The sequence below is a fragment of the Methylomonas sp. LL1 genome (assembly GCF_015711015.1).
In the GTDB taxonomy this organism is placed as follows: domain Bacteria; phylum Pseudomonadota; class Gammaproteobacteria; order Methylococcales; family Methylomonadaceae; genus Methylomonas.
This window is the reverse complement of record NZ_CP064653.1, coordinates 4,335,056-4,355,785: the sequence shown is the minus strand read 5'-3', so window position 1 is coordinate 4,355,785 and position 20,730 is coordinate 4,335,056. Positions and strand designations below refer to the sequence as shown.

Here is a 20,730-nt window from a genome sequence, read left to right as displayed (position 1 = left end):
ACTCCTCATCAAATCAACAGCTCATGCACGGTCCTGAAGTACAGATCCCTGTAACCCCTCCAATTCTTGCATGCGCCTAATAAACGCCAACATTTCTTCCGTTGGTATTTGCCGCACCACTTCGCCGCTATCGCTATCGACAATCTTAACTACCTGCTCATTAGTTTCTTCGTCGACTTTAAACTGCAAATTTCGCTTGGCCATTTGCAGCAAACTATTTCCTTGATCAACAGCCTCCTTGACCAACTCGGGAGAAGTCTCCTGCTCACTTTTTTCATTTTGATTAACAGTAGAAACTGGCTTATTGTCTTGAGGCGAAGAAACAAAAGATACTACTAGCCCGCCAGCCTCCTCGCCCCCCCCGAAGATTGCGGTACTAAAGCCTGATGGCTGGGTTTGGCAACACTAATCGGAGATAGTTTCAACAGATTGGGAATCTCGCTATTCATGACACTCACCCTGCACCATCCAAATCAAATAAAAGGGAGGCTATGGATTCCGTAACCTCCCATCAATACTACCCGAGCAAACTAAGCACGCCTTGGGCGGACTGATTAGCCTGTGCCAACATCGCTGTACCCGCTTGTTGCAGAATTTGTGACCTACTCAAGTTAGAAGTTTCAACTGCAAAGTCAGCATCCATGATGCGTGAACGCGCAGCACTTTGATTTTCGATAGAAGACTGCAAATTACCGATGGTAGTAGTAAAACGATTTTGTACGGCGCCCAATTTAGCACGAAAGTCATCAATTTTACCAATTGCAAGATCTATAGTATCGACAGCGGCCAATATCTGCGCTGACGTAGCATCACTACCTATAGATACTTGAGCGGAACCAAGAGAACCAATCCCTGAAACTGTTTCCAAATCTGAAACAGTAATCGATATTTGATTATTAGCTGAAGTTCCGGCCCCTACTTGAAACATCGCTCCAGTCAGACTGCCGTTCAGGATTTTTTTACCGTTAAACTCGGTATTGCTAATTATTCTTCCAATCTCCTCACTGAGCTGTTTGAATTCGGTCTGCAATTTTTGCCGATCCCCTGTAGATACCGCACCTGTATTAGCAGCTTGAACCCCAAGATCACGCATACGCTGCAACGTCTCAGTGATCGATCCCATTGCGGACTCGGCCGTTTGCGCCATCGAAATACCGTCATTGGCGTTTCGCATCGCTACGGTCATACCACGAATCTGCGAAGTCATTTTATCGGCAATCGACAGGCCCGCTGCATCATCTTTCGCGGAATTCACGCGTAAACCGGATGACAAACGCTCCATTGATGTACTCAGCGATGTGTTTGTTTTGGTCAGCATCCGTTGACTATTCAACGATGCGACGTTTGTATTGATTACCATTGCCATGATGTTATCCTCCAAATTCTGGGTGCCTTCAGCGCCTCAGTAATTTTTAGTTTTGTTGAATTAAGTAAAAGGTTTATTTCAAACTCGTTGATTTTATCGGCCCAGGCTTGGATTACTTTAACCCTTGCTCAAAAATATTTGGTGAATTCTCCCTGAGCCCGCAAAAAGTCGGCTTCTCGACCAATGTCCAACCAATAATCGTATATCGGAAACATCGCCACCTGCTCACCCCGGGAGACTTGCTGATTTAACAGTGTCGGCATATCCAACTGTTTCTGCTCGGCAATGACCTTGATCAGGCTATGATCCAGCACATAGATTCCAGCGCTAGCCAGACAACTTTGTAACGGTTTTTCTTCGATACCGATTACCCTCTGCTGGTCCAGGTTCACCACACCGTAGGGAATTTGATACTCATATTGCCGCACACACAGCGTCGCGATAGCTTGTTGCTCGTTATGATAAGCCAGCAACCGAGCAAAATCGATTTGAGTCAAAATATCGCCGTTCATCACGATCACAGGCACGTCCGGCAAATAATCTGGTAACAAACCGATAGCGCCAGCTGTGCCCATTGGCTCAACTTCGTCAATATAATCAATCTTGACGCCCCAGCGCCCGCCATCACCAAAGTAATCCTTAATTTGCTCGGCACGATAATGTACGGCGATATAAAACCGCCGGAAACCGGACTTGACGAAGTTCTCGATAATAGTCTCTAAAATCGGCTTGCCTCCGATCTCCAACAGTGGTTTCGGGCATTCGTCGGTATAAGGTCTCAGACGCTTGCCGAAACCACCCGCCATCAGGAACACGGGATTGGGAAACGATGGCTGTTTGTACAAGGCCTGCAAGGACTCCAATCGTGCTACCCGACCCTGGTCGTCGATGACCGGTAATTGGTATAGATGATGCCCTTCCATCATCGCAATTAATTGGGCCTTACTATCTCGTAATGAGGCGACCTTAGGTCGCTTGTTCATCACTTCGCCAACAGCAGTTTCCAACGACAAACCGCGAATCAAGGCTCGCCGAATATCGCCGTCGGTAACAACCCCGACCAGTCTTTCCTGCTCATCTACTACCAACGCGATTTGCAAAGCCGCACGGTCTATCACCTCTATCGTCGAACGCAATGTCGTTTCCGTCCGAATCAATACCTGCCGCCAATGCTGTTTCATCTATATAATCCTATTCCAAATCCCGCCGATGCGAACGCGCCGGGTAGACGATCTGGCGACAAGCAACGTCGCTGGTTACTATACTGCCAGCACCGATCACACTCCCCTCGCCTATTCGAATACCTTGAATGACCATTGCACCGGTGCCGATGTGGACGTTATCGCCAACCTCGACGCCACCGCTGAGTACCACGCCAGGAGCAATATGCACATGCCTACCGATACTGCAATCGTGCTCGACAATCGCGCCGCTGTTGACTATGCTGTTCTCGGCAATTTTTGCGCCTGCCTGTATAATGGTACCGACCATCGCCTGTACACCCTCCGCCAGTTCGACATCGGCGGCCGTAAACGCCTTGGGATCGATCAAAGTTCTGAAGCGAAACCCCTGCTGCCGGAATTGCCGAAACAGGGCCGAACGCAAACCAACATCTCTCGGCAAGGAGCCTATTCCATTCACCAGTTCAATTTGATCGGCCACATAACTCAATATTGCGGCATCATCACCCAGTATTCTCGCCCCCAAATAATCGCTACCAATCGGGCGATGCGGATCGGCAATACCCAGCACTTTAACATTCAAGCGCCGCAGCATGTCGAGTAACACTCGTGCGTGCCCACCGCTACCCAATAAAATAACCGGTTTCATTCGATCAAATCATCCGACTGATAAGCGCGATGACTGGTTTGCCCCAACAAGCGCCAATATTCCATCGGACTAAGTCCGGTTCCAGGCCGCTTGCTTGCCAAGTTTTCGACACTGAAACATTCGCCTGCGGCAATAGCCGTAGCAGCCACCAAACTTTTGCGGGCAACATCGCGGTTTTCCAGCTCAACAGTCTGCGGCCTTTTACAAGGCGAGCCCAGCGCCTGCTCGACGTCTCGAATCGCCGTCACCATCTGCATCAGTTCATCCGGCTCCAAGGATACCTTGTGATCCGGGCCTGGTTGTTTTTTATCCAAGGTAAAATGTTTTTCGATGACAGTCGCTCCGCGAGCGGCTGCGGCTATCGGCACCGCCAAGCCTTCGGTATGATCGGAATAACCAACCGGCAAACCGAATGCATGCTGCAAACCATCCATGGAGCGCAAATTGACATGTGCCATCGGCGTCGGATACTCGGTGGTGCAATGCAGCAAAGTCACTTTCTGTTTTAGCAAGGCTTGGCCTTGTTCGCAACTGTAAGCCCGCTGAAAGGCCGCCGGTGACGGTTGCTCCCAATCCAAGTAACCGAATGCCAATACCCCCAGCGCCGCCTCCACTTCCCCCAAGGTTGCCATCCCAGTGGAAACGATGAGTTTTTTACCGGTTTGGGCATGGGCCAGTAAAAAGGGGCCATTAATAATTTCTCCCGAGGGGACTTTGAGTTGCTCGACACCAACCTCTTCGACTAAAAACCCAAGGCTGTCGAAGTCGAAAGCGGTCGATAAGAATTGGATGTTGCGGCTTTGGCAATAGTCCCGCAGCCGAAAGTGAAATTCGTGCTTGAGTTCCAGGCGTTGCAGCATGGCCAGCTGACTTTCTTCGCCGCCGGTATTGACGATTTGATAGGCAGCCTTTACCGCTTTTCGAGTCACCAGATTCTCGGCCTTAAAGGTCTGAAACTTCACCGCATCGGCTCCGGCTGCTGCAGCCACATCGACCAATTGCATCGCCGTTTCCAGACTACCATTATGATTAACGCCGGCCTCGGCAATCACAAAAATGCGCCTGTCCATTCATTTACCCTTGCTAATTAAAAATTCCGCATATTCAAAATCGAACAAATCGTCGATATCGGTCGCAAACACCTTATCCATGATATAGGCACAGGTCCCTTGCGGCATATAAAAGCTCTTGTATTGCAAAATATCGGCGGTTCTGGCGCAATAAACGGCGCCATTCAATCGATAGCGTTTGGGCAAATCCTGACTCCGGGTCCTTAGGACTTGTTCATGCTCCGAAATATAGCTATCCAGTCGGCGATTTTCCGGCAAAGGCATCGTCCATTCGACCGGATGCTCAAACTCCGACACCGATACTACCGAGCGCACATCCGGTTGCTCCAGCAGCTTCAACGCCTCGGCTATATGGTTTGCCTTGCGTAGCGGAGAGGTTGGTTGCAACAACACGGCCGTATCGTACTCTCTGCCGGCTTTCTTCAAACGGTCCAAGGTATATTCCAAAGCATCGAAGGTAGGGATATTGTCGCCCGCCAGACTCTCGGGTCTCAAGAAAGGCACTTCGGCGCCGTAAGCTTTGGCTATGCCCTCGATTTCAGGGGAATCGGTAGACACAATCACATCCATATTCGACCCAGCCGCCAATGCCGCCTCAATCGTCCAGGCAATCAAGGGTTTGCCGGCAAGCGGCTTGATATTTTTATCCGCCAGCCGCTTGCTTCCTTTACGAGCCGGTATGAATGCGATGATTTTCATGCTGTGTTATTACATTTTTAGTTGGGGCCGACCAAGCCGGCAACAATAAAGCGGTTAGATGATTTCCCTTAACAACATAAAAGCTTCCGCTGCCTGACAACCGGAGGCCGCGCCTCTGAACCTAGCCAACGCACATACCGCATCATCACTTCTCGGAAACGGAAATTCACCCAGTTCTCCGTCAAATATATGCAGCATATCAAGCTTTTGCTCCAGATAAGCGCCGATGTCTACAAACACATTAGGCCGAAAACCCTGCGTATCCGGGCTGATGCCGAATTCTGTTTCCGATAAGGTTTCGTAAGCCAGAATGCGCTTGACCGATGCGTTGCGGAACCACTTGCAACACGACATCACCGCATCCGCGGCGACGGCATGATCGGAATGTACGTCGCCTCTAAACGGCAAATAAACGACCTCCGGCTTCACAGTCTGGAATACGCCTGCGATTTCGGCAATCAGGTCGCCCTTGGCGATGGCATCCAGCCGAGCGGTAGGAAAACCGAGCGCATTGACGGACGCAAAACCATAACGACGCGACACTTCGGCAATTTCCGCCTCTCTCGCCGAAATCCTCTGCTCGGTAAAGCCCCGCTCCGGCGTCATCGCGGTCAGCAGCAACCAGTGAATTTGATCTCCAGCCTGCCTATGCTTGAGCAAGGTTCCACCGCAGCCCAAAGTTTCGTCGTCGGGATGCGGCGCTACGACTATCACGTGTTTCATCAGTAGGTTATATCCTTGATCAGCAAGGCCTGATCGATAGGCACTGTCGCCAAAATATCGGCAATCCGCCGGGCGGAATGTCCGTCGCCGTAGGGATTGCTGCAGCGCTCGACTTGTTTTCGATAATCGGCATCAAAAAAGGCCCGATTAACCGCAGCAACGATTGCATCTACATCGTGCGCCACGAATTCGACATTTTCGGCATGCAAACGGCCTTTTTGCCTGTTGCCGACATTAATGACAGGGAGCTTCAACAAGGGCGCTTCCAGAATGCCGGCGCTGGAATTGCCGAGCATGCAGCCTGCTCTGCGCATGACGTTTACGAATTCCAGCCTAGGCATGTTTTTCACCGTATGAAGACAGGGCAGGTCTTGGTATTCCCGGATCGCCTTGATGATCTGCTGGCCGCCGGCGTCGGAGTTGGGATAACTCAAGATGGTTTTGATACCCAAGGCCTTGACGGCTTCCAAGGTTTGCCGCATTTGCCAATACGCTTGTTCGATTTCGGTGGAAATGACATGCTGTATCAACAAAATCAGCGGCTCGCCATCCTCGAGCACAAATCCCAAGCGCGACGACAGTTGTTCAGCATTCAAAACCGGCACCTCGAGCAATCGATCGAGCCCCGGATTGCCGGTGTCATACACCCGAAACGGCTGTTCACCGAGACGAATAATCCGCTGGTAACTTTCCTGATTGGTTACGAAATGAAGATGCGCCAGCTTGGTGACGGCGTGCCGCACTTGATCATCGACGTTGCCTATGACCCGGTCACCGCCGGCAATATGCGCCACCGGCACATTCATATACGCGCCCACCAGGGCAGTCGACATGGCCTCTTCGCGGTCACCCAAAACCAACAGAAAGTCCGGTTTGATTCTGCATACCGTTTGCACCAAACCCTGCAACTGAAAGGCCAAGCCCTTGACTCGCGATGACGCCCTATCGCCGTTAACCAGACTCTCGATTTCGTCAGCGACCTTAAAGCCGTCCTTACGAATTTCGTCCACGGTATAACCGTAGGCATCGGCCAGATGGGCGCCGGTCACCGCAACTTCCAGCGCCAGCGAGGGGTGCTCAGCTATGGCGCTAAACACCGAAGACATAATATCGTATTCGGAACGAATGCCTGTAACACCCAGCACTATCCTTTTATCCATTCACATCCAACCTCAAACAGCCCACATATTTTTAACGCCGACGAACCTAAATCCCGCCGCCTCGGCAAACAATCGGTCGACGGCCCGGTCACCGAAAAAAACCACGGTGCCCGGATCGAAGCCGTCGTTGAAAATCGCGATGCTATCCAAGGCAACGGTGGACGGCTTCTCGACTCGGCTGGCCAAACACCCCGAAATCACGACATTTTCCGGGCGAAACCATCGATTCAAGCCGAGCGCTTCGATTTTAGCGCGCTGAAGCTCACAAGAACCATCGCTAACCAAAAACAACGGATAGCGCTCAGCGAAAAACGCCAGCAACGCAGCGACGCGGGCACTCAACTTTAAAGCCGGCTGAAAAGCTCTGAACACGCCAAGACAGTCGCCGACAACGCGATCCGCTGTTTCCTGCTCTACCTTTGCAGCAGATAACACGTCCGAAAAAATCCGGTTGTAGGAACTACCTTTCTCGAGCCAACTTCTGAGCAACACGTTATACATATACGAGTAATCCGAGCCGGCCGCAGCCGCAATTTTGTCCGCGATCGGCCCGTACACCTGGGAAATAAAATCGAATTCGTCGTAAAGCGTGCCGTCGAGATCAAAGCCGACGGCCTTCACATCCTGCCAATCAACAGTCGGATACAAAGACTTCAGCATAATAGCGCATCATCCTAAGCCCATATTTGATCGGCTTGGTTTGGTAAACTTGACCGTCCGTCAACTTATCGCATAAAACCGAGATCCAGTTTTCCGTGGCCGCAAACCCCAAGGCCATACCGCCCGCGATGCGCGGATTGACTTCAACGACTTTCACCGTACCGTCGTTACAGCAAAAGCACTGGACATTGATGGGACCGATAAATTGGGCGGCCTTACATAACGCGCCGACGACCTCAATGATTTTTTCGTGGCGGACGACGACGCCTTGAGTCGATTTGCCGTCCTTCACGCCGATGCGCCGGCGAGGCACGATATACAAAGGCCGCGATGCCTTGTCACACAATACATCGACCGTATATTCCTCGCCTTCCAGCAACGCCTGAGACAACATACCCGCCATGTCGATCCGCTCATGAACCACGCCGACACCCTGCCCGCCTCTACCGTTACGGGGTTTGACCAAAGGATAATCCTGACTGAGACTGGTTGCCGGCGTGGGAATGCCGTTGTCGACAAAAAACCGGTAAGCCAACCACTTGTCGACAAAGGTTTCGATCACCGGCGGATCAGAGATGATGACTTCAACACCTCGCTCGGCAAACTGAGGTTTGTTCTTTGCCCAGCCCAACAGCGTTTCGTCCAGCGATGGAATGACGACATCGATACGATGTTCGGTAAGAATAGCCGCGACTTTCGGCCACAAATCCGGATCGTGCTTCGAAGGCATCTGCACAAAATCGTCAGCCAAATAGCGTCCGACGCACTGATCGTCAATATCTGAAGCGACGGCGATATGACCGGCATCTTTGATGGCATTGATCAGATAGCCGCTGACCAGACTACCCGATGCCTCGGTAAGAATTCTCCTGCGCATCGAGCTTCCTAAATGACGATATAAGCAATATTCGGGTCGAACGAGAAGCGCCGAATTTCTTTTTGTCTGATGTCGAGCAATTCCAGCATGGCCGTGGTTTCGCCTGGCCACCAGGGATTGTTGATTTCATCGAATGCCAGGATAGAGCCTTTAGGCATGCGCGGTAGAAAGTGCTGCAATGCCACCTTGGTCGGCTCGTAAAGATCGAAATCCAGAAACAGCAGACTAATCAGAAGGTAGGGATTTTGCTCCATAAACGCAGGAATGGTTTCCATGGCGTTTCCCTTAACCAAGAACACCTTTTCGAATTGATTGAGCACCCGATTGTCATCGTACTCGCCGATCAGCTCCTGCAATTCGGCATAGACATCGTAACCAGTGGCGAGCCCACCGACTTTGGTTTGTGCGTTGGCCGCTTGACCAATATCCTTGTCGTTTACCGATGGAAATCCTTCGAAGGTATCGAAACCGAAGATGCGCCTATCCAGCGCAAACGGCTCGAGCGCTGCCGAAAGCTTGGCCCATGCCATCAAACCACCGCCGTGATGAACACCGCATTCGATGATGCTGCCCTTGATGCCAAGCTGCATCTGGAACAACTCGTACCTGACCAGAAATCTTGAAATGACCTGGCGTCTGACATATTTTTCGAAATTATCCAGTTTCGAGTTGATGGGCCCGGGGTATTTTTCTATCAACGACTGCATCAAGCTCTCCTGAGCACAAGGTGGTAGCGCGAAATGTATCCGCCTGTAACGACCTCTTCGCGGCGAATCAACACGCATTCGACTATCTCGAACAGCCCATCTATTAACCGTTCAATTTTGGCGAGATTAAAATAAGACTGTATCGTGCCTTGCTCATGCCGGGTATCGACGACTTCCTCGCCAGAATATTCGCGGGCATGCTTTGAATCGTCGCCGGAAACCAGATCGCAGTAAAACAATCCGCCATCCGCCATGACTCTGGCAAGCTCGACGCAAGCCGCTCGGGCAATTTCAAACGCCATGCTGTCCAGCACGCCGTGGCTGACGACGAAATTGAAAAAGCCGTCCTGCCACGGCAGTGTACGAATATCGCTTTGCAGAATTTTTTGCTCGGCGTCTGCCAGTCCTTTGCTGCCGGCCCAGTCAACGGCCACTTTCACGGCTTCATCCGATAAATCGACGCCATAGGCATTCAAGCCCATTTCATGACAATAAATCACATGGCGGCCAATACCGCAGCCCAAATCCAGGATATTGCATTTTCCAGGCTCGGCTGCAACATCACGAAACTCATCCAACCCGGTTCGCTTGCGTATATGCCGAGAAACAAAGCGAATCACCTCCTCATGCGGATAAAACACGAAATTATCTCGGTTTTGATAAGAGCGCTCCCACTCGGCTTTCTGGTTTTCCATCCCGTCTCCCAGGTCTTGTCAGCAACAAATTTGGCTCAGAATACCACGCTGCTGGGAATATTCACCAGCCTGTCGGCCAGCCACCGCGATTGCCTCAAGCCGTCTGTCCGACAATTTCGGTACATAGGCAAATCCGGCATCAGTTCCCAGAGAGGCCTGGTCATCACGCCCTGAGCGTTGCTAAACTCCAGGAAGGCGTCGCGCTGCAAGGCGTCATCCAGCAATAAGGTGTTGAGCCAGTAATTGGCTTGCGCACCGTTTGGTTCTTTGATCATTTGGACGCCGTTGGCCTCCGCCCAGCCCAAATAACGATCGGCCAGTGCGCGCTTGCGTTCGACAAAGGCTGGCAGCTGTTCCAATTGCGCCAATCCCAACGCCGCGTTCAGATTCGGCATTCGATAATTGAATCCAACTTGGTCATGGGCAAAGCGCCAGGCATGAGCCAACTTGGCGGTCGTGGTCAGATGCTTGGCCTGCCGCGCCAATTCGGCATCATCGGTCAAGATCATGCCGCCGCCACCAGTGGTGATGATCTTGTTGCCGTTGAAGCTGAGGACGCCGAGCTTGCCGAAAGTGCCGCAATGCTTGGTTACATTTTCCTCCCCCGCGTCGTCAGGAGAAAGAGTACATAGGCTCCCCAAGGCCTCGGCGGCGTCTTCCACCAACGGCAAACCATGGTGTTGGCAAACCGCCATCAAACCCTTCATATCGCAGGGGTGCCCGAAGGTATGCATAGGCAAAACAGCTGCAATGCGTTTGCCGCTAAGCCTGTTCCAGAGGCCGTCGTCACGGCGCTCGCCAAATTCATCCAGGAAATTCGCCAATGCTTGCGGCGACAAACCCAGCGTTGAACCATCGACATCGACAAACACAGGTTCGGCACCGCAATAATGAATCGCATTGCAAGTGGCGACAAAGGTTAGCGCTTGAGTAATCACCTCTTCGCCTGCCTTGACACCAGCTAATAGTAAAGCGACATGCAGAGCTGCTGTGCCGTTAACGGTGGCGATGGCGTGTTTGGCGCCGCAATAGTCGGCGATTTTATGCTCGAATTCCGCGACGTAAGGTCCAACGCTGGAAACGAAGGTGCTGTTGATCACATTCGACAAATACTGTTTTTCGTTGCCGACAAAACGCGGCTCATGCAATGGAATGAACGCTTCGGTCTTATAAATATCCCTAACCAAGCCAATGAACCCATCAAACATTGTAAATATCCGCTTTGTATTTTTTCAGGTTATCGGGATCGCAAAACCAGTCCACGGTGCGGCGCAGACCGTTTTCCAAGCTCACTTGTGGCGCAAAACCGGTCAGTTGTTTGATCTTGCCGTTATCGCACCACAAACGGTTCACTTCCGACTTCTCCGGGCGCAATCGCTGTTCGTCGACCAAGAATTCGACATCGCTAGCCATGATGTTTTTGATCAAATTCAAGGTATCGCCAACCGAAATTTCGAAATTCGAACCTACGTTGACGGTCTCGCCTATGGTTTTGTCGGATTCGGCCAAGGCGATGAATCCGCAGCAGGTATCCTCGACATAATTGAAATCGCGGGTCGGCGATACATCACCGAGCTGAATCTGCTTTTTGCCGTTGGCTATCTGAGTAATGATGGTCGGGATCACCGCGCGCGCCGATTGCCGGGGACCGTAGGTATTGAACGGACGGGCAATGGTCAAAGGTAAGTCGAAGGCGTTATGGAAACTCATAGCCATTGCATCGGCAGCTATTTTTGATGCGCTATATGGTGACTGAGGTTGTAATGGGTGTTTTTCGTCGATCGGTACATATTGCGCGGAGCCATAAACTTCGCTGGTCGAGGTATGAATCACTCTTTGAACGCCCCTGTCGCGGGCAGCCTGGCAAATGTTCAGAGTACCGCGAATATTGGTATCGACATAGCTGTCCGGCGCCTGATACGAATACGGAATGGCAATCAGCGCGGCCAGATGAAACACCGTGTCGACACCGTTGCAGATAGATTTGCAAAAATGCGGGTCACGCACATCGCCGCACACCACTTCGATATCGTTCTTACAGTTCACATGATCCAGCCACCCCCAACTGTTGAATGAGTTGTATTGTGCCAAAGCCCTGACTTGCAATCCACTGCCAGCCAGCATCTCCGTCAAATGTGAACCGATAAAACCGTCGGCCCCTGTCACCAAAACCTTTTTCATTACACCAAGCCCTGTTTAATTAAAACCTCAGCCATCGCCCAATCTTCCCGGCACCTAAACTTTGATCACCAATGACACTGGTTTTACGCGGATAAAACGATTTGTGCCCCAACGAGTACTCGATCGTTCACAGATACCGGACAATGGTGCACCAAGTCCTCACCTTATCCACGGCGAACTCGAAAACCAATCTCTCGACGCCGTGAATATTCGATGGCAGGATAATCTCGTTAGCCGTCACTCATGCTGCTTGGCCGGTATAAAAGCCGGCATAGCCGATCAGGACCAAGCCGCAAATAATTGCCGCACATCGCTCTCGGCTTGCCGTATCAACACGTCGGGTAACGCGCTACTCAAACTCAAAGACACGACTTGCACCACCTGCGCCGCCTGTTCGCCGGTCAAAATACCGCGCGGCACGATGTCGGTATAAAGCCATGCAGCGGCTTCCGTAACGGCCGGAGCTTGCGTTTGCCCATTCAAGGCCGCCAGCTTCAACAACAACGCCGACGCCAATAAATCCATCACGCCGACGGTGCATTGTTGTTCCAGCAACACTTCGGCCGAACGCAGTTTTTGCACGGCCTGCTCATGCAAGGGGTTTTGTTGAGGCTGTTCGGATTCTGCCGCTTCAAACAGGGTGCGAGTTTCAGCCAGCGGCGAGGCACTCCCCAAGCGTTTCAGGCTACGCCAGGTGCGGCCATCGATCACCGCCACCGGTAAATCGTCGGCGGATAATTTCTGGGCCGTTTGTTCATCGCTGTCCCGCCACTGCTCCACCACCACCAGCAAACCGCCGGCCTTGGCCAGCACCCGTTCTATCCGTGGGCCAAATTCGCTTTGAATGCCACTCACAATCCGCCGCACTGATTCATCGTCTTCATAGTCCACCGTCGCGGCAGGTTTGGCGGCAGGCCTTTCGCCGGCAGACTCCTGCATCTTCGGCTCCGGCGTTGTCGAGGTTTCGACCTTTGCCGCATCCTCGGCGGGCTTACCCGCCAAGTCATCGATCAAAGTCTCCAGCATTTTCTTCGATACACCCACCGTATCCTCAGACGCGGCCGGATCGATGACGTTATCGAACAAATCGCGTTTACCTTTCACCAATTGGGCAACGCGCTGCTCGTAGGAATCCTCGGCCAGCAGCAGAAATATCTGTACCTTATGTTTCTGTCCCAGCCGGTGAATGCGAGCGATGCGTTGATTCAGGATAGCCGGATTCCAGGGCATGTCCAGATTGACTAAAACCGTGGCCGATTGCAGATTCAAGCCGGTGCCGCTGGCATCGGTGGAAATGAATACTTGCACGGCATCGTCGGTTTGAAATTGCTCCATCAATTCACCGCGCCTATGACTAGGCACGCCACCGTGCAGGCGCACGCAACCCAAGCCCATGCCGCGCACCAGCACCTCCACCATTTCGGTCATCATCGCCCATTGCGAAAACACCACGGCTTTGCGGTTGCTTTGCAAACAAAGCTCGTCCAACAGCCGCGCCAATTCTTCCAGCTTGGGCGAGCCTTGAGTTTCCTTGTCCACTAAACCGGCGGCATTGCATGCCATGCGCGCCTCCTGAAGCGCAGCCAGAAGCCGGTTACTCTCACCGGGCATCAGCGGCCGGCGCTTGGCGATTTGCGCCAATAGACCGGCTGCTTGTAATGCCGATCCATGCAATTCTTGCTGTTTGACGTCCATCGCAATATCCAGCGTCACCTCGGTCCTGTCCGGCAATTGATCGGAGACCAGACTGCGGGTACTGCGCAATACGGCGCCACAACGGTCCCAACACGCGGGCATCGACCAGTTGCAGCAGGCTATACAAATCTTCCAGCCGGTTTTCCAACGGCGTACCGCTGAGCACAAACACATAACGGGCAGGAATCAGCTTGACGGTGGACGACAACTTGGTGCGCCAATTCTTGATCCGCTGAGCTTCGTCGAGGATTAGCAAATCAGGCTTGAGGTTTTCGCTAATGATGCTCAAATCGCGCAGCACCAGCTCGTAATTGACGATGAAGAATAACGCGTCGTCCCGGTATTGCACGCCGCGCTGTTCGGGACCACCTTGCAAAACCCGCACACCGCGACCGGTAAATTTGGCGATTTCCCGTGCCCATTGATATTTAAGCGAGGTCGGGCAGACGATCAGGATACGTTTGACGCCGGCGTTGTCGGCCAGCCAAGTGCCGGCGGCGATGGCCTGCAGTGTCTTGCCCAAGCCCATGTCATCGGCCAGCAAGGCGCGGCCGCGCGAAGCCAGAAAGGCCACACCTTCGACCTGATACGGAAACAGCTTGACCTTCAATCCCGGCAACACGCCGTTGCTTTGCCTGATAGCCTGTTTGATCTCCTGCCCGCGCAAAGCCCGCGCCGCATCTTCCGCGCATTGCTGAGCATATTGCACGGCATCGTCGCCCAACAAAAAATCCTCTCGGCCGTAGACTATTTGCGAGAAGCGAAAAAAGTCTTCGGGCAAGCGGCCGGTGAAGACATTGTGCTCATTGAAAAACTCGGTCAGCAGCGCCGCCAGATCATCCGCCAGTTCGGCTCGACGCTGCAAACGGATCAGCGGACGGGTGGCCGATTCCCAGGCCAGATAAACGAAAGATACCGGCGAACCTTGATCCTTCAGCGTCTTGTATTCCGGCTGCTTTTTGACATGATGTAAAACCGCCTCGATGTGCTTACAGGTGCCCAGCCGATTGCTGGCCAGATCCGGGCAAGTACAATAATTGACGCTTTGGTCCAGCGAGCGGATTTGCACTTGATACGAACGCTGCCAATGCGTCGCCGAAACCAAGGACGTCGCCTGCCAGGTGCCAAAGCCGAGATTACCGCTCAACAGTTTGACCCTAACCTCGTTGCGGCCCTTCTTGACTCGCTCCTGGATGGCCTCGTCCACCGCACTACCCAGACCGGTAGTATCTATGGGTGCGTTCTGATCGGCATAGGCGTAAAGCGCGGCGATGGCATGCACACAAACATCCGATCCTAAATGGCAGTCGCAAGCCACGGCCAAACCGCCATCGCTTTCCGCCGACAATTCCAGCCAATACTGCTCGTCGTTCTCATCCTCGACTTGTGCCAGCACCGAGCCATTTTCCAGTGCCACCCCGATAACCCGGTTGTCGGTGAAATAACTCAAGCCTTGCTTGACCAACTCATCCGAAGCGATGCCGTGCAAACGGTCGGTGTCGTAAAGGTAAATGTCGTTGTCCATGATGAGTAGAGTTAATAGATGGGCGGCATTTTACTCGTTTCCGACCAAGTCCTAAATCAACCGCAAACCCGGCGGCAAGGCCTCTCCGAATATTTGTTTTTCCTGGCTTTCGTCCAGCGGTTTGAACTCGGCGACCATCTCTAGCCAGGAAGCCGGAGCCTTGGCTTGTTTCAGTTTATCCAATACCCACAAACGTAAATCGTCATCAATGTCGCGGGCACGGTCGTCGCAACGACGCGCCAACAATGTAGCGGCAAAACCGGCTTGCGCTTGTTTTTTCCAGTCGACCTCAAGCAACTGTTGCAGCCAGACGGCTGCCGTAGCGGGAGGAATCACGTCGTGATTGCTGCCGTGAAATGGAATCCTTGCACCGATACGCCCCAACGCCCACCAGCTTTGCTCGGGTTCGCCGGCTTTTTGCAGACGTTTCAACAGCCATTCGCCGAGTTGAGTCTTGTCGGCAATCGGCAAGCGTTCCAGCCCCGCCGCCAATCGCACGATGTCTTCATAGCCGCGCATCGCCAGTTGCTTGGTTACCCCGGCTTGCCGGGCCGCGGCCGGATTGATGAATTTGGCGATGTCGTTAAAAATGCGTTGCTGCGCGTCAGCCTGTAGCCCGCCGGCGACGCGGCGCCACAGCGTCCACCATTCGGTCCAGTTCTGCTTTTCATTGACGAACTGCAAGCCTTCCGGATAGAACTTCCACAGTTGCTCGACCCGCCAATCATCCAACGGATAACCGAAACCCGGTCGCAAGCAAAAGCCGGACAGACTCAGCCACAGGCGTTCGTGCTGTTCGCTACGGCGCCGGTATTTGCCGCCTTCCAGCAGAGCACCAAACAATTCCCGCAGCAGCGGTGTTTGCCAGTCGCCCCTCTGAGTACCCAAAGTTTTTTCCAAATCGGCGCGCAGAGTTTTGACGGCTTGCGGATCGATCTGCTTGGATTTAGCGCCGAACACGGCTTGGATTTTTTCAAGCGCTTGCGGCAACTGCGCCGGCAAGTCGGCGCCAACCGTGGCCGATGTCTTTTTGCGAATCTGAAACTCCACGTCCCAACGCTGAGCCGCGTCTTCGACCGCCACACATTGCAACTGCAAGGTGCCGACTTCGGTATAGGTCGCCAGCAATTGCACGGCCACTTCGGTTTTTTGCTGACCCACAAAGGCCACGGCCAACGGCGGCAGGCTATGAAAGCGTTCGTCGTCAATCTCGACGATGTCGCCCGGCTGGTAATTACCGTCGCCACTGCTGGACAATAAATGAAACCGCACCGGCTGACCGACCCGTAAGCCAAACTGGCGATCGCTCAATAAGATTTCATGCCCTTCCTCGCTACCTTTTGGCAGGATGCAGACGCCGCGCCGAGCTTGATCGGCACCACCACTACTTGTGCTCTTGAGCGTATCGACCAGCAGAAAATACCCGCGGGCCGCGCCGCCGTCAATCTTGAGCTTTTTATCCTTTCGGGCGACGGCGTAGCTGACCGCGCCATAAGCCACCGCCAGTTCGGGATGGCGGTTATCCAGCAACAACGGTGTTTGCCCTCCGCGCCAGCTGGCCAGCAGATCGATAACCCGCTGTACCATCGCCGGGCTGCGAAATACCCCGCCATTCAGCAATAAGGCATCGGGTACAATATCCTCATCAGATAAGGCAGCTTTAGCCGCTTGGGCATGCAATTGCAAAAATGCGGCAATATGCTTGCTGATGGCGGGTTCCGCCGCATATGGCAAGCCGAATTCCACTACTCCGCTACGTTTCTTATCGGGAAGCTCGTCTAATCCCGACAACGGCAAAAAACCATCCAGCGCAATTTGTCTAACTTCTTCACGCGTCAATACCGTGCCCCGGCTAGCGCCAATCAGTTTGGAGCCGCCACCCAGCAAGGTCACGGCGATTTGCTCGGGCGCATCGACGGCCAACAAGCGTTCCTTAGCGATCCGGCATTGTTCCAGCAATTGCGACAGATCGGCGGTTGACAGTTTCTTGTCGCCGATTCGCAACCTGCTTTCGACCAAGTGCGCCAACGCCAGATCGATATTATCGCCACCCAGCATCAAATGGTCGCCGACACCGATCCGCGTCAGCTTGGGCTCGCCGTCGCCATGTTCGATCTTGATCAGAGTCAGATCGGTGGTACCGCCGCCGACATCGCAGACCAGCAACAAGCGGCTGCCGGCCAGACTGGGCGCAATGCTGCCGGCATGCCGGCGCAGCCAGTCGTAACAGACCGCCTGCGGTTCTTCCAGCAAGCGCACATCGCTTAGCCCTGCCATTCTGGCCGCTTCCAGCGTCAACGAGCGCGCCGACTCGTCGAACGAGGCCGGCACCGTAATCACTACATTTTGATTGCCTAACAACGCATCCGGGAAACGTTGTTCCCAGACCGTACGCACATGGCGCAGATAACTGGCACTGGCTTCCAAGGGCGAGACTTTGAATACCGACTCGTCACTACCCCACGGCAAGATCGCCGCACCATGGTCAACCGAGGGATGCGACAGCCAGCTCTTGGCGCTAGTCACCAAGCGGCCTTGCGTTTTGGCGCCGAGTACACGCGCGGCTTCGCCCAATATCGCCCCGTCTTCCGTGGTTAAAAATCCGGCATCATCGCTGAGTTCACCGCCGGCGGGGTGATAACGCACCGAGGGCAATAACGGCCTAGCCGCCACTGCGCCGAGCGCGGTGAGCTGTGGGATTTCGAATAGATGAATGAATTTATCAGGGTCATGGATAGCGACATACGCTACCACGGTGTGGGTGGTGCCAAGGTCGATGCCAACTAAATATTGCAGGGTTTGCTTGTTCACTGGAGATTTGAAATGTAATGGTCGCTCACGGTGCCCGTCATTGAACACTGTCTTTAGCCTGAATTGCAACTTAACAAACCGCCATCAAAGATTTTACAGTTTTAGAAAGTTGAAAAATTTGTCCCCCTTCCCCAAAAGGCCCAACTCTCTTTTGTTCTATTCTTCGGTGGGAAAAAATAATCCGCGCCAAGTAAAATCGATGCTAAATTGATTCGCATAACACTGCAAACTTCGACGTTCAGTAACAATTACAATGAAATCAATCCCACTAGCCTCCGTCATGGAACAGGCACAACAACTTGAAAATCAAAACCAGCTGATTAACGCTGTTGAGATTTACCAGGCATGGCTGGCTAACGCAAATAGTGAGGACGCTCACCTACGCTATGTAGCATTTTATAACATGGGACGCCTACTACGCTTGCTGGGCCAATTACCCCAATCGATCGCCGCTTATCAATCAGCCTTACAACTCAAGCCCGATTTTTACCAAGCAGCAGTAAATTTGGGCCTAGCTTTTGAAGCCACGGGGGACACCCAAAAAGCTCTGGACACATGGCAACGCGCCATGCAACCAATAGAAGCACAAACTCTGCTGTTGAATCACAGCGGACGTGTGCATGAAAACGCACGACGCTACGATCAAGCGCAAATGCTACTCAAGCGAAGCTTGATGGCCAATCCCGAACAAGCGGACGTCATCCAACACTACTTGCATATCCAGCAAAAAATGTGTCAGTGGCCCATTCTCGAAGCCGTCGCCGGCATTTCCGAACAGAAACTACTCGATCACTGCGGCCCATTAGGCGTGTTAGCGCTTACCGACGATCCGGCGGTACAGTTAAGAGTCATTTCTTCCTGGGTCGAGCGTAAAATTCCGAGAAACTTGCCGCGCTTGTCCCCAGCCACGGGATACCGGCACGACAAATTGCGTATCGGCTATTTGTCAGGCGACTTTTGCTGGCACGCCGTGTCTATCCTGGCAGTTGAACTATTCGAACTACATGATCGGCAGCACTTTGAGATCTATGCCATCGATTATAGCGTCGACGACGGCGGCGCCCTCAGACAGAGAGTATTGCGGGCGATGGACCGTCATGTCCCGATTCATGACTTGTCCGATCTACAAGCGGCACAGGCAATTCGCGAGCTTGAAATTGATGTGCTGATCGATCTGACCGGATTGACATCGGGCGCCAGGGTAACCCTTTTGGCGTATAAACCCGCGCCGATACAGGTTTCCTACCTGGGTTTTGTCGGCACACTGGGCATGCCGGAAATCGACTATATCTTGGCCGACCAATTCGTTTTTCCCAAGGCGTTGGCACAACACTTTATGGAGAAGCCTTTGTACCTGCCCGATGTCTATCAGGTGAACGATAGCCAGCGCGTGATTGGAGAAACGCCTAGCCGGGCCGCGTGCGGCTTACCGGAGGATTGTTTTGTCTACTGCTCGTTTAACGGCAGTTACAAAATCAATCCCGACGTGTTCGCTGTCTGGATGCGAATACTTAACCGGGTTCCAAACAGCGTTTTGTGGCTGGTCGCGGACAATGAAATTGCAAAAGCCAATCTACATAACCAAGCAAAAAAACACGGAATCGATTCGGAGCGCTTAATCTTTGCGCAAAAAGTCGCCCCCATGGAATATCTCGCGCGTTATCGGCTAGCGGATTTGCTGCTCGATACCAGCCCCTATAACGCGGGAACGACCGCCAGCGATGCTCTTTGGGCGGATTTACCGGTACTGACCTGCCCAGGCAACACCTTTGCCTCCCGTATGGCAGGGAGTTTACTGAACGCTGTCGGATTACCCGAATTGATCATGCCGAATTGGCATGCCTATGAAGAACGGGCGGTGATGCTTGCACAACAGCCGCAACACATTGCCAATTACAAAGCCTATCTGCGCAGCCATAAGCTTGAAACACCTCTGTTTGATTCGAAACGTTTCGCCCGCAGCCTGGAACAAGCTCTATTGGACGTTTACGCTCAACTTACCTTGCCCAAGCGCGAGGCCGACCCAATTATTGAAATAGTCAGCGCCACCCTAAAAACCGAAGATGATTTTTGGAATCATTCCGCATTGGGCCTTTCCTTAAAACGCTTGCAGCAAGATAAACGCCTGCGAACGCACATCACCTATCAAAATCGGCTCGGTTTGCCGGAGATTTACAATCGCCGGATTCAGGTCGATGATGCGGCTGATTATTTAGTGTTTGTGCATGACGATGTTTGGATCGACGATTTTTTTTTGGTAAATCGCGTCATCGAAGGTTTGCAAAGTTACGACATCATTGGCGTGGCCGGCAACAAGCGAAGACAACCATACCAACCGAGCTGGGCATTCGTGCAACACGGCGGAGGACTTAAAGTCGACACTCCGGAAAATTTTAGCGGTTCCGTGGCGCATGGAAACGAGGCTTTTGGACAGATCAATATCTATGGTCCGGCTCCGGCGGCTTGCGAATTATTGGATGGCCTGTTTCTGGCTGCATCGAAAGACACACTGCGAAAGCATGGGGTATTGTTTGACCAGCGCTTTAATTTTCATTTTTACGATCTGGACTTTTGCCGTAGCGCGGCGAATTTCGGATTGAAGATCGGTACATGGCCCATTTGTCTCACGCATCGGAGCGGCGGCGCTTTCGCAACACCGGAGTGGGAAAGTGGGCGAACGCTATATTTTGACAAATGGGGATCGTAGATTTAGAGCTTGCCGCAACCGGTA

Annotated in this window: 18 protein-coding genes; 1 reads left to right on the top strand and 17 read right to left on the bottom strand. The window is 52.8% G+C overall.

Annotated elements, in window-relative coordinates; translation table 11 throughout:
• Window positions 1–21: 21 nt before the first annotated feature.
• The 17 genes from IVG45_RS20440 to IVG45_RS20360 all read right to left on the bottom strand — a co-directional run bounded on the left by IVG45_RS20440 (window position 22) and on the right by IVG45_RS20360 (window position 17,999).
• Window positions 22–369, bottom strand: a complete 348-nt coding sequence (locus IVG45_RS20440; RefSeq protein WP_196438106.1) for a flagellar protein FlaG — start codon at window positions 367–369, stop codon at window positions 22–24.
• A gap of 148 nt (window positions 370–517) precedes the next feature.
• On the bottom strand, window positions 518–1,366 hold the full coding sequence (locus IVG45_RS20435) for a flagellin N-terminal helical domain-containing protein (protein ID WP_196435588.1): 849 nt from the start codon (window positions 1,364–1,366) through the stop codon (window positions 518–520).
• Between the two features lie 128 nt (window positions 1,367–1,494).
• Window positions 1,495–2,547, bottom strand: a complete 1,053-nt coding sequence (locus IVG45_RS20430) for a nucleotidyltransferase family protein (protein ID WP_196435587.1) — start codon at window positions 2,545–2,547, stop codon at window positions 1,495–1,497.
• A gap of 10 nt (window positions 2,548–2,557) precedes the next feature.
• Window positions 2,558–3,196 carry an acetyltransferase gene (locus IVG45_RS20425; RefSeq protein ID WP_196435586.1) on the bottom strand — a complete coding sequence of 213 codons (639 nt, stop codon included), beginning with the start codon at window positions 3,194–3,196 and terminating at the stop codon, window positions 2,558–2,560.
• A complete protein-coding gene (gene neuB, locus IVG45_RS20420; protein WP_196435585.1) occupies window positions 3,193–4,266 on the bottom strand; it encodes an N-acetylneuraminate synthase in 1,074 nt (357 codons plus the stop codon). Before neuB ends, IVG45_RS20425 begins: the two co-directional genes overlap by 4 nt.
• The gene (locus tag IVG45_RS20415) at window positions 4,267–4,965 is read right to left on the bottom strand and encodes an acylneuraminate cytidylyltransferase family protein (protein ID WP_196435584.1); all 699 of its coding nucleotides are present in this window, start codon (window positions 4,963–4,965) and stop codon (window positions 4,267–4,269) included. It abuts the gene before it with no gap.
• Window positions 4,966–5,019: 54 nt separating this feature from the next.
• Window positions 5,020–5,688 (bottom strand): PIG-L deacetylase family protein, encoded by a 669-nt coding sequence (locus tag IVG45_RS20410; protein ID WP_196435583.1) that lies wholly within the window; start codon window positions 5,686–5,688, stop codon window positions 5,020–5,022.
• Window positions 5,688–6,848, bottom strand: coding sequence for a UDP-N-acetylglucosamine 2-epimerase (neuC, locus tag IVG45_RS20405; RefSeq protein WP_196435582.1), 1,161 nt, complete (start codon window positions 6,846–6,848; stop codon window positions 5,688–5,690). The genes IVG45_RS20410 and neuC overlap by 1 nt, the downstream gene beginning before the upstream one ends.
• A gap of 12 nt (window positions 6,849–6,860) precedes the next feature.
• On the bottom strand, window positions 6,861–7,508 hold the full coding sequence (locus IVG45_RS20400; RefSeq protein WP_196435581.1) for an HAD family hydrolase: 648 nt from the start codon (window positions 7,506–7,508) through the stop codon (window positions 6,861–6,863).
• On the bottom strand, window positions 7,480–8,385 hold the full coding sequence (locus IVG45_RS20395; protein ID WP_196435580.1) for an ATP-grasp domain-containing protein: 906 nt from the start codon (window positions 8,383–8,385) through the stop codon (window positions 7,480–7,482). Before IVG45_RS20395 ends, IVG45_RS20400 begins: the two co-directional genes overlap by 29 nt.
• Before the next feature lie 8 nt (window positions 8,386–8,393).
• A complete protein-coding gene (locus tag IVG45_RS20390) occupies window positions 8,394–9,092 on the bottom strand; it encodes a TylF/MycF/NovP-related O-methyltransferase (RefSeq protein WP_196435579.1) in 699 nt (232 codons plus the stop codon).
• The gene (locus IVG45_RS20385) at window positions 9,092–9,787 is read right to left on the bottom strand and encodes a class I SAM-dependent methyltransferase (RefSeq protein WP_196435578.1); all 696 of its coding nucleotides are present in this window, start codon (window positions 9,785–9,787) and stop codon (window positions 9,092–9,094) included. Before IVG45_RS20385 ends, IVG45_RS20390 begins: the two co-directional genes overlap by 1 nt.
• A gap of 35 nt (window positions 9,788–9,822) precedes the next feature.
• Entirely contained in the window at window positions 9,823–10,995 is a 1,173-nt protein-coding gene (locus tag IVG45_RS20380; RefSeq protein WP_196435577.1) for a LegC family aminotransferase, read from the bottom strand.
• The gene (locus tag IVG45_RS20375; protein WP_196435576.1) at window positions 10,988–11,968 is read right to left on the bottom strand and encodes an NAD-dependent 4,6-dehydratase LegB; all 981 of its coding nucleotides are present in this window, start codon (window positions 11,966–11,968) and stop codon (window positions 10,988–10,990) included. The genes IVG45_RS20380 and IVG45_RS20375 overlap by 8 nt, the downstream gene beginning before the upstream one ends.
• Window positions 11,969–12,247: 279 nt before the next feature.
• Entirely contained in the window at window positions 12,248–13,663 is a 1,416-nt protein-coding gene (locus IVG45_RS20370; protein WP_196435575.1) for a DEAD/DEAH box helicase, read from the bottom strand.
• Window positions 13,569–15,188 (bottom strand): SNF2-related protein, encoded by a 1,620-nt coding sequence (locus IVG45_RS20365; RefSeq protein ID WP_196435574.1) that lies wholly within the window; start codon window positions 15,186–15,188, stop codon window positions 13,569–13,571. The genes IVG45_RS20370 and IVG45_RS20365 overlap by 95 nt, the downstream gene beginning before the upstream one ends.
• Before the next feature lie 51 nt (window positions 15,189–15,239).
• Window positions 15,240–17,999, bottom strand: coding sequence for an Hsp70 family protein (locus IVG45_RS20360; protein ID WP_196435573.1), 2,760 nt, complete (start codon window positions 17,997–17,999; stop codon window positions 15,240–15,242).
• A 253-nt stretch (window positions 18,000–18,252) separates the two neighbouring features.
• On the opposite strand from IVG45_RS20360, the gene IVG45_RS20355 reads away from it, so the two are divergent.
• Window positions 18,253–20,706, top strand: a complete 2,454-nt coding sequence (locus tag IVG45_RS20355; protein ID WP_196435572.1) for an O-linked N-acetylglucosamine transferase family protein — start codon at window positions 18,253–18,255, stop codon at window positions 20,704–20,706.
• Window positions 20,707–20,730 lie beyond the last annotated feature (24 nt).

Coding starts and splice junctions, on each gene's coding strand:
- IVG45_RS20435 (WP_196435588.1), bottom strand. CDS start 1,366: ATGGCAATGGTAATCAATACAAACGTCGCATCGTTGAATAGTCAACGG.
- IVG45_RS20430 (WP_196435587.1), bottom strand. CDS start 2,547: ATGAAACAGCATTGGCGGCAGGTATTGATTCGGACGGAAACGACATTG.
- IVG45_RS20425 (WP_196435586.1), bottom strand. CDS start 3,196: ATGAAACCGGTTATTTTATTGGGTAGCGGTGGGCACGCACGAGTGTTA.
- neuB (WP_196435585.1), bottom strand. CDS start 4,266: ATGGACAGGCGCATTTTTGTGATTGCCGAGGCCGGCGTTAATCATAAT.
- IVG45_RS20415 (WP_196435584.1), bottom strand. CDS start 4,965: ATGAAAATCATCGCATTCATACCGGCTCGTAAAGGAAGCAAGCGGCTG.
- IVG45_RS20410 (WP_196435583.1), bottom strand. CDS start 5,688: ATGAAACACGTGATAGTCGTAGCGCCGCATCCCGACGACGAAACTTTG.
- neuC (WP_196435582.1), bottom strand. CDS start 6,848: ATGGATAAAAGGATAGTGCTGGGTGTTACAGGCATTCGTTCCGAATAC.
- IVG45_RS20400 (WP_196435581.1), bottom strand. CDS start 7,508: ATGCTGAAGTCTTTGTATCCGACTGTTGATTGGCAGGATGTGAAGGCC.
- IVG45_RS20395 (WP_196435580.1), bottom strand. CDS start 8,385: ATGCGCAGGAGAATTCTTACCGAGGCATCGGGTAGTCTGGTCAGCGGC.
- IVG45_RS20390 (WP_196435579.1), bottom strand. CDS start 9,092: ATGCAGTCGTTGATAGAAAAATACCCCGGGCCCATCAACTCGAAACTG.
- IVG45_RS20385 (WP_196435578.1), bottom strand. CDS start 9,787: ATGGAAAACCAGAAAGCCGAGTGGGAGCGCTCTTATCAAAACCGAGAT.
- IVG45_RS20380 (WP_196435577.1), bottom strand. CDS start 10,995: ATGTTTGATGGGTTCATTGGCTTGGTTAGGGATATTTATAAGACCGAA.
- IVG45_RS20375 (WP_196435576.1), bottom strand. CDS start 11,968: ATGAAAAAGGTTTTGGTGACAGGGGCCGACGGTTTTATCGGTTCACAT.
- IVG45_RS20370 (WP_196435575.1), bottom strand. CDS start 13,663: ATGGACGTCAAACAGCAAGAATTGCATGGATCGGCATTACAAGCAGCC.
- IVG45_RS20365 (WP_196435574.1), bottom strand. CDS start 15,188: ATGGACAACGACATTTACCTTTACGACACCGACCGTTTGCACGGCATC.
- IVG45_RS20355 (WP_196435572.1), top strand. CDS start 18,253: ATGAAATCAATCCCACTAGCCTCCGTCATGGAACAGGCACAACAACTT.